This window comes from Serratia sp. BFP-2025 (assembly GCF_050880365.1).
Taxonomy (GTDB): Bacteria; Pseudomonadota; Gammaproteobacteria; order Enterobacterales; family Enterobacteriaceae; genus Serratia; species Serratia surfactantfaciens.
The window spans coordinates 652,713-663,964 of the sequence record NZ_JBPAFV010000001.1; the positions used below are offsets into that span (position 1 = coordinate 652,713).

General features: G+C 57.3%; 12 protein-coding genes. 5 read left to right on the top strand and 7 right to left on the bottom strand.

All coding sequences use genetic code 11. The features are described from left to right. Positions 1-59 precede the first annotated feature (59 nt). Together ACRAWE_RS03100 and ACRAWE_RS03105 are read right to left on the bottom strand one after the other, a co-directional pair. Entirely contained in the window at positions 60-854 is a 795-nt protein-coding gene (locus tag ACRAWE_RS03100; RefSeq protein WP_432524752.1) for a hypothetical protein, read from the bottom strand. Positions 855-884: 30 nt separating this feature from the next. After that, complete coding sequence (locus tag ACRAWE_RS03105; protein ID WP_432524754.1) at positions 885-1,610, bottom strand: hypothetical protein; 726 nt, start codon at positions 1,608-1,610, stop codon at positions 885-887. A 368-nt stretch (positions 1,611-1,978) separates the two neighbouring features. On the opposite strand from ACRAWE_RS03105, the gene ACRAWE_RS03110 reads away from it, so the two are divergent. Beyond that, the gene (locus tag ACRAWE_RS03110; protein WP_019453573.1) at positions 1,979-2,710 is read left to right on the top strand and encodes a hypothetical protein; all 732 of its coding nucleotides are present in this window, start codon (positions 1,979-1,981) and stop codon (positions 2,708-2,710) included. Between the two features lie 70 nt (positions 2,711-2,780). Here ACRAWE_RS03110 and spt read toward each other — a convergent pair whose 3' ends face one another. From spt to ACRAWE_RS03130, 4 genes are read right to left on the bottom strand one after another with little or no spacing between them, the layout of a single operon-like run. Beyond that, positions 2,781-3,953 carry a serine palmitoyltransferase gene (gene spt / locus ACRAWE_RS03115; RefSeq protein WP_063919708.1) on the bottom strand — a complete coding sequence of 391 codons (1,173 nt, stop codon included), beginning with the start codon at positions 3,951-3,953 and terminating at the stop codon, positions 2,781-2,783. After that, positions 3,940-4,200 carry an acyl carrier protein gene (locus ACRAWE_RS03120; RefSeq protein ID WP_019453571.1) on the bottom strand — a complete coding sequence of 87 codons (261 nt, stop codon included), beginning with the start codon at positions 4,198-4,200 and terminating at the stop codon, positions 3,940-3,942. The genes spt and ACRAWE_RS03120 overlap by 14 nt, the downstream gene beginning before the upstream one ends. Before the next feature lie 31 nt (positions 4,201-4,231). Then, entirely contained in the window at positions 4,232-5,146 is a 915-nt protein-coding gene (locus tag ACRAWE_RS03125; protein WP_432524757.1) for an NAD-dependent epimerase/dehydratase family protein, read from the bottom strand. Further along, complete coding sequence (locus ACRAWE_RS03130) at positions 5,143-6,882, bottom strand: fatty acyl-AMP ligase (protein ID WP_071892015.1); 1,740 nt, start codon at positions 6,880-6,882, stop codon at positions 5,143-5,145. The genes ACRAWE_RS03125 and ACRAWE_RS03130 overlap by 4 nt, the downstream gene beginning before the upstream one ends. Before the next feature lie 741 nt (positions 6,883-7,623). On the opposite strand from ACRAWE_RS03130, the gene ACRAWE_RS03135 reads away from it, so the two are divergent. The 4 genes from ACRAWE_RS03135 to ACRAWE_RS03150 all read left to right on the top strand — a co-directional run bounded on the left by ACRAWE_RS03135 (position 7,624) and on the right by ACRAWE_RS03150 (position 10,304). Further along, the gene (locus tag ACRAWE_RS03135; protein ID WP_063919705.1) at positions 7,624-8,748 is read left to right on the top strand and encodes a GNAT family N-acetyltransferase; all 1,125 of its coding nucleotides are present in this window, start codon (positions 7,624-7,626) and stop codon (positions 8,746-8,748) included. A 218-nt stretch (positions 8,749-8,966) separates the two neighbouring features. After that, on the top strand, positions 8,967-9,332 hold the full coding sequence (locus tag ACRAWE_RS03140; protein WP_063919704.1) for a diacylglycerol kinase: 366 nt from the start codon (positions 8,967-8,969) through the stop codon (positions 9,330-9,332). Between the two features lie 311 nt (positions 9,333-9,643). After that, a complete protein-coding gene (locus ACRAWE_RS03145; protein ID WP_432524761.1) occupies positions 9,644-9,997 on the top strand; it encodes a type II toxin-antitoxin system RelE/ParE family toxin in 354 nt (117 codons plus the stop codon). A 4-nt stretch (positions 9,998-10,001) separates the two neighbouring features. After that, complete coding sequence (locus ACRAWE_RS03150) at positions 10,002-10,304, top strand: XRE family transcriptional regulator (RefSeq protein ID WP_074053691.1); 303 nt, start codon at positions 10,002-10,004, stop codon at positions 10,302-10,304. A gap of 27 nt (positions 10,305-10,331) precedes the next feature. Here ACRAWE_RS03150 and ACRAWE_RS03155 read toward each other — a convergent pair whose 3' ends face one another. Further along, positions 10,332-11,240, bottom strand: a complete 909-nt coding sequence (locus ACRAWE_RS03155; protein WP_019453564.1) for a LysR family transcriptional regulator — start codon at positions 11,238-11,240, stop codon at positions 10,332-10,334. Positions 11,241-11,252 lie beyond the last annotated feature (12 nt).

Genomic DNA, 11,252 nt, shown 5'->3' on the forward strand with positions numbered 1-11,252 from the left:
CGTTATCGTTATTTTTCTGCATCTTGTGTCCCGCAGTCATGCGCTTGCCCTGTATGCGTTTAATAAACCTGAGTTTCTTTGCCGGCGTTCTCACCGGATTGCCCGATGTCGCTCTGTGGGCGCTGCGCGGCGTTCACCACGGCGGAAATGGCGTTGAGCGCGTTGCTCAATACCTCGTCGTAAGGGGCTCGGGCGTCCAGTTCGATGATGCGCGCGCCGTTGTATTGCAGGCGCACCATGGCGGCAATCTTGTCTTTCAGCTCGTCATAGCTGTGATCGGGCTTGCGGGAAAACGCCGTATCGACATCGATATCCAGGCGAATGATCAGCTCCGGCCGATAGACGGCCATCTGCTGATACAAACGGCGTTCGCGCGCCGCCAGGCGGCTCAATAAACCGCCTTTTGCGCGTTCCACGCCGATTCCTGGCCCATCGTAGTAAAAACCCGATATTTCCGCCTGCGGATAGCGATCGCTGATCACCAGCACGCCGCTCTGCGCAAGCCGCCGCACCTTGCGCAGGTTGGCGGCGCGCCACAGCGAAAAGCCGTACATGATCAGCGCCGCCCACAGCGCCGGCGGCTTGTTGCTCATGCGCTGAGTTTTATCGGATTTGGCCGCCAGGCGCCGTTCCAGCCATACGCCGATGAACGGCAATTTCTTGATTTTGTCGCCGTCTTCGCCGGAGATCAGCCCCAGGTAGCGCCGTTCCGTGGGGCGATGCCGCTGCAGGTTTTTCACCAGATCGGCGGTCAACGTGGACTTGCCGGTGCCGTCGCTGCCCACTACGGCAATCAGCCCGGTAATGCAGGTGGCGGAGGCGTGCGGCTCGGCGGTAAGTTTATTTTTATTCATCTGTTTCGGTACGAAAAGGTTATTTGGCGGCTAGGCATTGGCGGCCCTCAGCGATATTTGAGCGACGCGCAGCGACTCGTCGAAAATACGGTTGGCCGGCTCGCGGCCGTCTAAATCCAGTATGTTGGCGCCGTTAAACGTCAGGTGCGGGATAACGGCGATCTTTTCACGCAATGCCGCCAGCGAGTGATCGGGTTTGCGTGAATAGGCCGTTTGCTCGTCAATATCCAGCCGAATTAATAATAACGGCCGATAAGACGCCATCCATTGGTACAGGTTTTGCTCGCGTGTTCTCAGCCAGCGGATCCAGCGGTTGCCGCCGGCGGTTTTCGCCAGCTGCGGGCCATCGAAACGAAAACCCGCCACTTCTGCCTGCGGATAACGATCGGTAATCAGCAATGCGCCCCGGCGACTTTTCGCCAACATGCGGCGAAATTTATAAACGCGCCAATAGGAAAGTAAAAAAATAACCAGTGCCGTGGCATTATCCGGCGGCGTAGAAGGGCGATCGTGCACGCGCTGCGATTTCTTCAGCAAATAACGGCCGAAGGGCGCGCCAATAATCGGCAGCGAACTTATCCATTCGCCGATGCGCCCGGAAGACTGGCCGAGATACAGCAGTTCTGCCGGTTCCTGCGCCGATAAGGCGCCGACCAAACGGGCAGCCAATGTGGATTTTCCCGAGCCGTCACAGCCGGTTATCGCTATTACGCGCACGGGCGAGCGATCAGATGAAGGTCTTATCTGCTGACTCACAATAATTGATCCAATGCGAAAAAAACTATTGTATTCCAATACGCCTTGGGTTCAAGATATTTATTGTGCTTTGCTGCGATAAAATAATGAGATCTGTATTTTCGTTCGTTATTTGAATTGATATTTATGGCGTTGGTTCTTGTTATTTTGTGCTAATTGTCCGTGCATGGGTCGGTTTCGCTTTTTATGTTAACTTCCGGCCTGACCCACGGCGGAAAACGAGCGGCGGTTTTTTATTTTCGCTTAATATTTTGTGCTGTTTGTCGCCGCGTGAAGAGAGTTTCTTTCGCGCTGTCGCCACGGCCGTGAGTGATATTTCGCTTCAAATAAGGCGCGCCGTTTCCGGCGTATTGAAAGAGAGTTTGATTATGAGTGCAAAATTTCCGCCGTTGATTGCGGTTATTGGCAGCGACGGTTCGGGTAAGTCCACCGTTTGCGAACATTTGATCGAGTATGTGAAACATTATGGCCCGGCGGTGCAGGTGCATCTGGGCAAACAGGCGGGCAACGTCGGGCGCGCGGCGGCGAAATTGCCGCTGCTGGGGCGCTCGGTGGGCAAGGCTATCGAGAGCAATACCAAAAAAGTCAAAACGAAAAAATCCCGCATCGGTCTATTGCCGTCTGCGGTGATCATCGCTTTCGTGGGGCGGCGGCTGCTGCGGTTTCGCCGCATGCTGGCGTTTCGCCGGCAGGGATTCATCGTGTTGACCGACCGTTTTCCACAGGCGCAGATCCCCGGCGCGTATGACGGCACGGTATTTCCCGTCGATGTGGAAGGCAGCCGTTTTGTCCGTTGGCTGGCGGCGCGCGAACGGGCGGCGTTCCAATGGATGGCGGGGCAAAAACCGGATCTGGTCCTCAAGCTGAATGTCAGTCTGGACGTGGCCTGCGCCCGCAAGCCCGATCATCGCAAAGCGGCGCTGGAGAAGAAGATCGCCGTCACGCCGTTATTGACGTTCGAAGGTGCCGATATCGTGGATCTCGACGCCGATCGGCCGATCGAAGAGGTGCTTTCGGCGGCGGAACAGGCCATCGCGGAATTTATGGCGGCGCAGGGATATCGCTATTCGGCTGATGGAGTGTCAACGGCTGCGCACTGAGGTGCGCATCGGTTCGGCAGGGCGGCGATGACGTTTCCGGCACCGCCGCCGCGGCCGACAGGGAAAGGCTTTATTTTTTCAGCGCGGCAAAGGCGCGCACGATGGCATCGATCTCTTCATCGCTGTGCGCGGCATTGACGCTGCAGCGCAGCAGGGTGACGCCCGCCGGCGCGGCCGGAGGCAGCACCAGATTCACATACACGCCGTGGGCGATCAGCTCGCGCCAGAAACGCAGCCCGTCTTCCTTCGACCCGATCATCACTGGCACCACCGGGCTGATGCGCGGCCCCAGGGTATACCCCAGTTCGGCGAGGCCGTGGTACAGGCGGTGCGCGTTGCTCCACAGTTTTTCCCGCAGCTCGGGATGGCGCGCGATTTTTTGCAGCGCCGTGCGCACCGAGGCGATGCTGGAAGGCGACGGCGACGCGGTAAAGATATACGGCCGGCTGCTGTAGCGCAGCACGTCCATCCCCTTGCCGCCGACGGCGAAACCGCCGATCGAAGCCAGGCTTTTGCTGAAGGTGCCCAGGATGATATCCACGTCTTGCTCGACGCCCAGCGCCTCGGCCAGGCCGCGGCCATGCTCGCCCATCACGCCGAAGGAATGCGCTTCGTCCACCAGCAGATAGCCGCCCAGCCGCCGCTTGATATCGACGATTTCCACCAGCGGGGCGACGTCGCCCAGCATGCTGTAAATGCCTTCGACGATGATGATCGCCTCGCGGGCGCGCTCGCCCAGGCGCAGCATGCGGCGCTCCAGATCGGCGGCGTCATTGTGGCGGAAGCGAATGATCTCCGCGCCGCCGAGGGCGCAGGCGTCGTAAATGCTCGCGTGGCTGTCCGCATCGATCAACACCACGGATCCCGGCCCCGCCAGCGTGCTGATGACGCCGAGGTTGGCGGTATAGCCGGTGGAGAACACGATGGCGCTGGGGCGATCGAAGAATTCCGCCAATTCCCGCTCCAGCGTCAGGTGCGATCCGTAGCTGCCGTTCGCCATGCGCGAGCCGGTAGTGCCGGTGCCGAGCGCGGCCAGGGCCGCCTGGCCGGCGGCGATCGCCTGCGCGTCGAACGTCAGGCCGAGGTAGTTATTGGTGCCGGCGAGGACAATCTTTTGATCGCCGATGCGCCCCTGAGTGGCGGAATAGACTTCGTCGATGCAGGTACCGAACGGGTTCAGGCCGGACGTTTGAAATTGTTCACGCTCGCCCGCGAGCCGCGAAAATTTATCATACAGTCCCATGGCTTTTCTCCAGATAAGGGCGCAGCGCGTCAAGCAGTTGCTCTGGCGTTCTGACATCAAGCAATATATTGATCGGGATGGAGATATCTAATTCATCTTCCAGCATCATCAGCAGATCCAATACCCTGATGGATTCCAGGCCAAGATCATTGACGAGATCGCTATCAGGCTTTATTTCGACTCCGCCTTCGACGATACCTTGCAAACACGTCAGGATATAATCCATTACAGCATCGCGATTTAGCATAAGAACGTTGACACACCTCTAATTGGAATAATTAAAACAGCCCTTCACGCAGCGCGCGCTCCAAACTCACCTGTGGAAACCAATTAATCTGCTGCGACAGCGCATGATTGCTGGCGGACCAGTCGCGATGGGTTAATTCGCGTATTTTGCTGCGCGTCAGCATCGGCTCCCGTTTAATCAGGCGGTTCCACAATCCGCCGATATCCGCCATGGCTTTCAGCAGCGGCAGCGGAATGCCCACCAGGCGCACCGGGCCCTGGCGCACCGCAGCGCCGATGTCCCGCAGGCGCAGCCAGTTATAGCCTTCGGCCACGCCGTCGCACAGTTCGTAAATATTCGGCTGCGCGGGCTGCGCCAATAACCATTGGGCGACCGCCTGCGCCAAATCGCTCACGTGCAGAAAAGAGAGTTTGGCGTCAGGCGCGCCCAGCCGGGGCAGCACGCCGCGCAGCAGGCCGTTGAACAGTGGTTTCAGCTCTTTATCGCCCGGGCCGTAAACCGCCGTCGGGCGGAAAATTCCCAGCGCGATATCGCCGCTGGCGGCGATGAGTTGCTGTTCGGCGGCCTGTTTTGAATGGGCGTACCAGGACAGCGCCGGATGGCGGGCCGCCAGCGACGACATGAACAGGAAGCGATTGCAGCGGCCGTTCTGCCTGGCCGCCTGCATCAGGTTCAGGCTGCCGGTCACGTTGCAGCGGGTGAACACCGCTTCCGCATGCCCACGCACCTGGCCGGCGCAGTGCACCACGCACTCCGCACCGCGCACCAGTTCGGTGAGCGAGGGCCGATCTTCCAGCGCGCCGGGGATCCACTGCAGGTTGTCGGCGGTGGCTTTTCCGGCTTGCCGCGTCAGGGCGCGCACGCTAAACCCTTGCGCCAGCAGTTCCTGGACGATATGCCGGCCGATAAAGCCGGTCGCGCCCGTCACCGCGACGGTGCCGCTCATTGCGCGAAACCGGCCAGCTGCGGCAGTTGCGGATATAGCGAGGCGCTCAGCCAGCGTTTTTTGGCTTCGGCGCGGGCGGGTTTGCCCGACGACGTGCGGGGAATGCTGTGCGGCGGCAGCAGCTCAATGTCCACCGCGATGCCGAATTCGCTTTGAATGCGCGCGCTCAGCGAATGGACGATTTGTTCCCGACGTTCTTCCGAGCTGACCCGGCACTGGATCTGCAAAATAATTCTGGCCGCTTCGTCGTGTTCTTCGGTCACGAAGGCAATCGCATCGCCGGAGCGGATTTCCGGTTCGGATTCCGCGACGTACTCGATATCCTGCGGCCAGATATTGCGGCCGCGAATGATGATCAAATCCTTCTTGCGGCCGGTGACGTACAGATAGCCGTCCAGCAGGTAGCCCAGATCGCCGGTATCCATCCAACCGGTCACCTGAATTTGCTGCTGGGACTCATCGTCGCAGAAGTAACCGTTCATCAGGCTGGGACCGGAAATCGTGATATGGCCGACCTGGCGTTCCGGCAGCGGTTGCCCGGTTTCGCTGCGGATCTCGATGCGATGCCCGGGCAGCGCCCGGCCGCAGTTGACGAAGGTCGAAACGGCGCGGGTCTTCTTGCCGGGCGCGACCGCTTTACCCTGGTACTCCAAAATATCGCGGTCGACCGCGTTGGTTTGCGGGCCGGAGCAAGGATCGGAAAAGCTGACCGCCAGCGTGTTCTCCGCCAGGCCGTAACAAGGCATGAAGGCTTTGCTGTCGAAGTTGATGCTGCTGAAGTGTTCGCCAAATTGGCTGAGCAGCTCGGCCGGAATAGGTTCGGCGCCGACGCCGGCGACCCGCCAGCTGGAGAGATCCAGATCGGCCAGCTCTTTGGCGTTGCTGCGGCGCAGGCACAGATCGTAGCCGAACGGCGGGGCGACGGACACCGTGCCGCGGTTCTTGGCGATCAGTTTCAGCCACTGCATCGGGCGCATGGCAAAATCTTGCGTGCGCAGGTAGTCGACGGACAGCTGGGTCGCTACCGGGGTCAGCAGGAAACCGACCAGGCCCATATCGTGATAGAAGGGCAGCCAGGAGACGCAGCGGTCGCCGGCGCGCAGCTTGATGCCGTCGCGGCTGATCGCGTTCAGGTTCGCCATCGCCGCCCGCTGGGTGATGATCACGCCGCGCGGAAAACGCGTGCTGCCCGAGGTGTATTGGAGATAGGCGATATCGTCGGGTGAGGGCGCCGGCAGCGCGATCGCCGGCTCTGGCAGCGCGTTGAAGTCCGCGTCGCTGAGAATGTGCAGCGACGGCGCGCGTTCCGTGGCGGAGGCGATCAGCGGCGTCCACTCTTCGCTGCTGATGATCGCCGCAGGATTACAGCTGGCGATCAGCCCTTTCAGTTTGGCGGTGTAGGAATCACGCTGGCCGACACCCATGGGGATCGCCAGCGGCACCGCCACCAGGCCGGCATATTGGCAGGCGAAAAAGGCTTCGACGAATCCCGCGCTGGTTTCGGCGATAAGCGCCACGCGATCGCCTTTCTTGAGTTTCAGCGACAATAAACGCCGCGCGCCCGAGATCGCTTTTTGCTGCAGCGTGCGATATTCGAGAACGGTCACGAGTTGATTGCGACGGTCGTAAAAATTCATTCCCGTATTACCGAGCGCCGCGTAATCCAACGCGTCCACTAAAGTGGGGAAGTCCGCATAGCGCATAGGAAGAGAATGAACAGAACTTGTTTCAGACATAGACAAACTTAGCCATAGATTAAAAATCACCAAAAGAGATACATCACTCTTGGCGAGGTAATTGATATTTTACTATGAATAGGATTTGAATAAGTTTGTTATTCAACCATCTTCATTCCGCGAACAGCGTATATTGCCGAGCTTGAGTAGCGCGTCAGTTATTAACCCGGTAACCCGTGAGCAACTTGCGTCATCAGCCTTGAGCGGCGCGTTGGGGATATACGGGGAGATATTGTGATATCCTGGCTTTGCCGTTCTTTAGTTTGTGTCTGTCGGGCAGGGAATAACTGTCGCCTCATAGGTTATGACCTCATGCATGGCTATCTTAGAACTTAAACACTTCCTAAACAGTATGCCGCAAGAAATCAAAAAGTGAATGCCTGATTTAACCTGAATCTTAAAAACAGCATTAAGTGGTAAAAATGACGGTGCCCCTCATGATTAAAGTCGGCACACTAAAAACGGGCAGGATTCTTTTGCCGAGACAGCACTAAATAATAAAAGAGCACCAATAGCGTAGCATGCCTGCGCCGCTTTGGGCTTTCCTTTTTTTGCACCATCAACAGTGTTTACGGGTGAGTAACGGGCAATTAATGCGCTGATTCACCGGGGGTAATATTCGGTTTTTCTTATCGTTTAGCCGGAGGCAAGACACAATTCAATAAAAGAGAACAGCATAAAAAATGCTAAAGGCGTTGTCGCGCTCATATTTGATTATTTTATTAAAACCTAAGGCTATTTATGATCCGTATTGAGAAAGTTCTGGATAAACCCGAACTTAAAGAGTTTATTGCTTTCCCCTCGTTACTGTTTCGCGATGATCCGAACTGGATTGAGCCGCTGTATTTAGAGCGTGAAGAACACCTGTCAAAGAAAAATCCCGGCACCGACCATATCGAATGGCAGGCGTGGGTGGCCAAAAAACAGGGGAAGGTCGTCGGGCGCATTACCGCACAAATTGACTCCCTGCATCGCGAGCTGCATGGGGAAGATACCGGTCACTTCGGCATGATTGACGCCGTTGACGATCCCGCCGTTTTCAGCGCGCTATTTTCGGCGGCGGAAGAGTGGCTGAGATCGAAGGGCGCGCGCAAGATCACCGGGCCGTTCAGCCTCAACATCAATCAGGAGAGCGGCCTGTTGGTCGAGGGATTTGACACCCCGCCGTCGGCCATGATGACGCATGCCAAACCCTACTATGCGACCCAGATAGCGCAGCAGGGTTACAGCGAAGGGATTGATCTGCTTGCCTATTGGATGAAAAGAACCGACCTGCATTTCTCGCCGTCGCTCAGCCGGATGATGGACCAGGTGCGCAAAAAGGTGACCGTTCGTCGCCTCAACCGTAAGCGCTTTCGGGAAGAGATGCAGGTGTTGCGGGAGGTGTTCAATTCCGGATGGCAGCATAACTGGGGATTTGTCCCGTTCACCGAACACGAGTTCGCCACCATGGGGGATCAGCTGAAGTTCCTGGTGCCCGACGATATGATCCATATCGCCGAGGTGGACGGCGCGCCCTGTGCCTTTATCGTCGGGCTGCCGAACATTAACGAGGCCATTGCCGATCTGCAGGGGCGGTTATTGCCTTTCGGCTGGGCCAAATTGCTGTGGCGCCTGAAAGTCAGCGGCGTGCGCACGGCACGGGTGCCATTGATGGGCGTGCGTCAGGAATATCAATTCAGCCGCATCGGGCCGATTATTGCGCTGCTGCTGATTGAGGCGCTGCGCGAGCCCTTCGCCAAGCGCAATATCGACGCGCTGGAAATGTCGTGGATCCTGGAAACCAATACCGGCATGCGGACGATTTTAGAACGCATCGGCGCGGTGCCTTATAAGCGCTACCGATTGTACGAAAAAACACTTTAACCGATTGATCGCGAATCGTCTTTTAACGTCCCCAGGATAATTGCCGCGTCAGGGTGCTTTTCGTGCGGTGCGGTTCCAGTCGTGGATGCTAAAACCTGAGTGAGTGGATGATCCCCAGAGGGGATAGATTAAAGTCTTTAACTAATAAACCACGGACAAATTCACGGCGTGTGACTTATTTTCGCCTGGTCGCCGTGATGTGGATGAGAGCAGAATAGATGCCTGTGAAAAAGAAAAAAGGAATAAACCGATTAACCTACAGCATAAGGAATTCATGGGCCGGCTTTATTGATGCCATGTTGACCGAGGATGCATTCCGTCAATTATTGGTTATTAACGCCATTTTACTGGTTGTTACATTTACTTTAGATATTACAAAAATGGAACGGCTGTTATTAATCGCCTGCAGTTTCTTGCTGTTGGTGGTCGAGCTGCTTAATACGGCGATTGAGACCGTGGTCGACCGTATTTCACTGGCGCTGCATCCGTTATCCAAACGCGCCAAAGATCTGGGCGGCGCGGCGCAATTGGTGGCGGTGCTGATGACCATCGTTGTTTGGGCAACGGTGCTGCTGGGGCGATAAGGGCGAGGCTCACCCAGGCGTTAAACCGGTGTCACGCGGCGTGCAGCCGCATGCCGTGCGCCACCGTGGTACCGGGCGCCGAGAACGTTATGCGCTTTTGTGACAGGGTTAATGGCGGGGCGGGGAACTGCCCCGTGCCGATTGTTCGGCACAGCGCGTAAAAAGGTGAATACCTACACGGCATTTGCATCAATGCCCGAACGTACGTTCCACATTACAGCAAAGGTTTATGTTGCTTCATATCATCCCCGCACCTCTCTGCTATAGCTTTACATCTATATAGCAATTGACCTATATTGCAGGGAGGCCCCGTGTGGGAAATTAAAACAACGGATGTGTTTGATAACTGGTTTAGCTCTCTCAACGATGCCGAGCGAGCCGCAGTGCTTGCCGCATTGATGGTTCTGCGGGAAAAAGGACCCGGCTTGCCCAGGCCCTATGCCGATACGGTTAAAGGCTCGTGTTACTGCAACATGAAAGAGCTGCGTATTCAGAGCCGTGGCGAACCGTTGCGGGCATTCTTCGCCTTCGATCCGTACCGTGTCGGCATGGTGCTTTGCGCGGGCAATAAAGCGGGCAATGAAAAACGTTTTTACGATCGAATGCTGCAGATTGCCGATCGGGAATTCACGAATTGGCTGAACACACTAAAAGAGAAGGAGTGACGCGATGGGCAGAACGTTGGAACAGCTTATTGCGGATGAAAAGCCCGAGGTCGTGGCCGAAGCGCAGGCAATGGCGACGGAGATTATGCTGAACATCCATCTTGCCGAGCTGCGCGATAAGGTGCAGAAAACCCAGGTTGAAATGGCGCAGGCGCTGGGCATCAGGCAACCGACCGTCGCCGTGATGGAAAAGCCGGGCCGCGATCTGAAGCTTTCCTCGCTCAAACGCTATGTTGAGGCGGCGGGCGGCAAACTGCGCCTGGATGTCGAACTGCCGGACGGTTCGCACTACGAATTTGTGCTGTAAGCGCCGTTGTCAGCTGGCGGCAGTACGCTATTTGGGCTTCTGCGCGTCGTTAAACCTAAGCACATCGATAAGCAAAGAAAAGGCCGATCCTGGGTGCTTGCGGTGCGGGTAGTAAAGATGATACCCCGGCAGGTCCGGGGTGAACTTGTCCAGCACGCGAACGAGTTTTTTCTCGTCAAGGGCGCTCTGCACCTGATCGCAAGGTAGGTAGGCCAGGCCGTGCCCGTCGAGAGCGGCATCCAGGATCAGGTCGATGGTGTTTAACAACAGTTGGCCTTCCATGCGAACCCGAACTTCACGTCCGCCGCGCATGAGTCGCCAGCGGTTGGCGGTACCCGAGGTGGGAAGATAGAGGTTAATCGCCTGATGATCGACCAGCTGCGCCACCGAAGTCGGGGTGCCTCGCCGGGCAAGATAATCCGGCGCGCCAACGATCGCCATCGGAATATCAGGCCCAATCCGCACGGCAATCATATCCTTATCCATCTCTCCCCCCAGACGGACGCCGGCATCGAAACGCTCGGCGACCACATCGCTAAGACCATAATCGATCAGGAGCTGCACGTTTATTTCTGGGTGAGATTTCAGCAGCGTGCGCATGGCGGGCAGCAACAGGGTTTTTGCCGCATGCTCCACCGTGGTGATGCGTATGGTGCCGGAAGGGCGGTTGCGCAGCTCGCCCAGTGACGTCATGACGGAATCCAGGTCTTGCAGCATGGGGCCAAGGGTCGACAAAAGCTGCTCCCCGGCCTCGGTGGGCACTACGCTGCGCGTGGTGCGCGTCAGCAGACGAAACCCCAGCCGTTCTTCGATGCGGCGGACGATCTGGCTTAACGCCGACTGCGCCATGCCCAGGCGGGCCGCGGCCCGGGTGAAGCTGCGCTCCTCGGCGACCACCACAAATGCCACCAAATCGGCTATCTCATCACGTTTCATCTCTGTTTTCCG

Bases quoted from the DNA above. Each gene is read 5' to 3' on its own strand.
- ACRAWE_RS03100 (WP_432524752.1), bottom strand. From the start codon at position 854: ATGAATAAAAATAAACTTACCGCCGAGCCGCACGCCTCCGCCACCTGC.
- ACRAWE_RS03110 (WP_019453573.1), top strand. From the start codon at position 1,979: ATGAGTGCAAAATTTCCGCCGTTGATTGCGGTTATTGGCAGCGACGGT.
- spt (WP_063919708.1), bottom strand. From the start codon at position 3,953: ATGGGACTGTATGATAAATTTTCGCGGCTCGCGGGCGAGCGTGAACAA.
- ACRAWE_RS03120 (WP_019453571.1), bottom strand. From the start codon at position 4,200: ATGCTAAATCGCGATGCTGTAATGGATTATATCCTGACGTGTTTGCAA.
- ACRAWE_RS03125 (WP_432524757.1), bottom strand. From the start codon at position 5,146: ATGAGCGGCACCGTCGCGGTGACGGGCGCGACCGGCTTTATCGGCCGG.
- ACRAWE_RS03130 (WP_071892015.1), bottom strand. From the start codon at position 6,882: ATGTCTGAAACAAGTTCTGTTCATTCTCTTCCTATGCGCTATGCGGAC.
- ACRAWE_RS03135 (WP_063919705.1), top strand. From the start codon at position 7,624: ATGATCCGTATTGAGAAAGTTCTGGATAAACCCGAACTTAAAGAGTTT.
- ACRAWE_RS03140 (WP_063919704.1), top strand. From the start codon at position 8,967: ATGCCTGTGAAAAAGAAAAAAGGAATAAACCGATTAACCTACAGCATA.
- ACRAWE_RS03150 (WP_074053691.1), top strand. From the start codon at position 10,002: ATGGGCAGAACGTTGGAACAGCTTATTGCGGATGAAAAGCCCGAGGTC.
- ACRAWE_RS03155 (WP_019453564.1), bottom strand. From the start codon at position 11,240: ATGAAACGTGATGAGATAGCCGATTTGGTGGCATTTGTGGTGGTCGCC.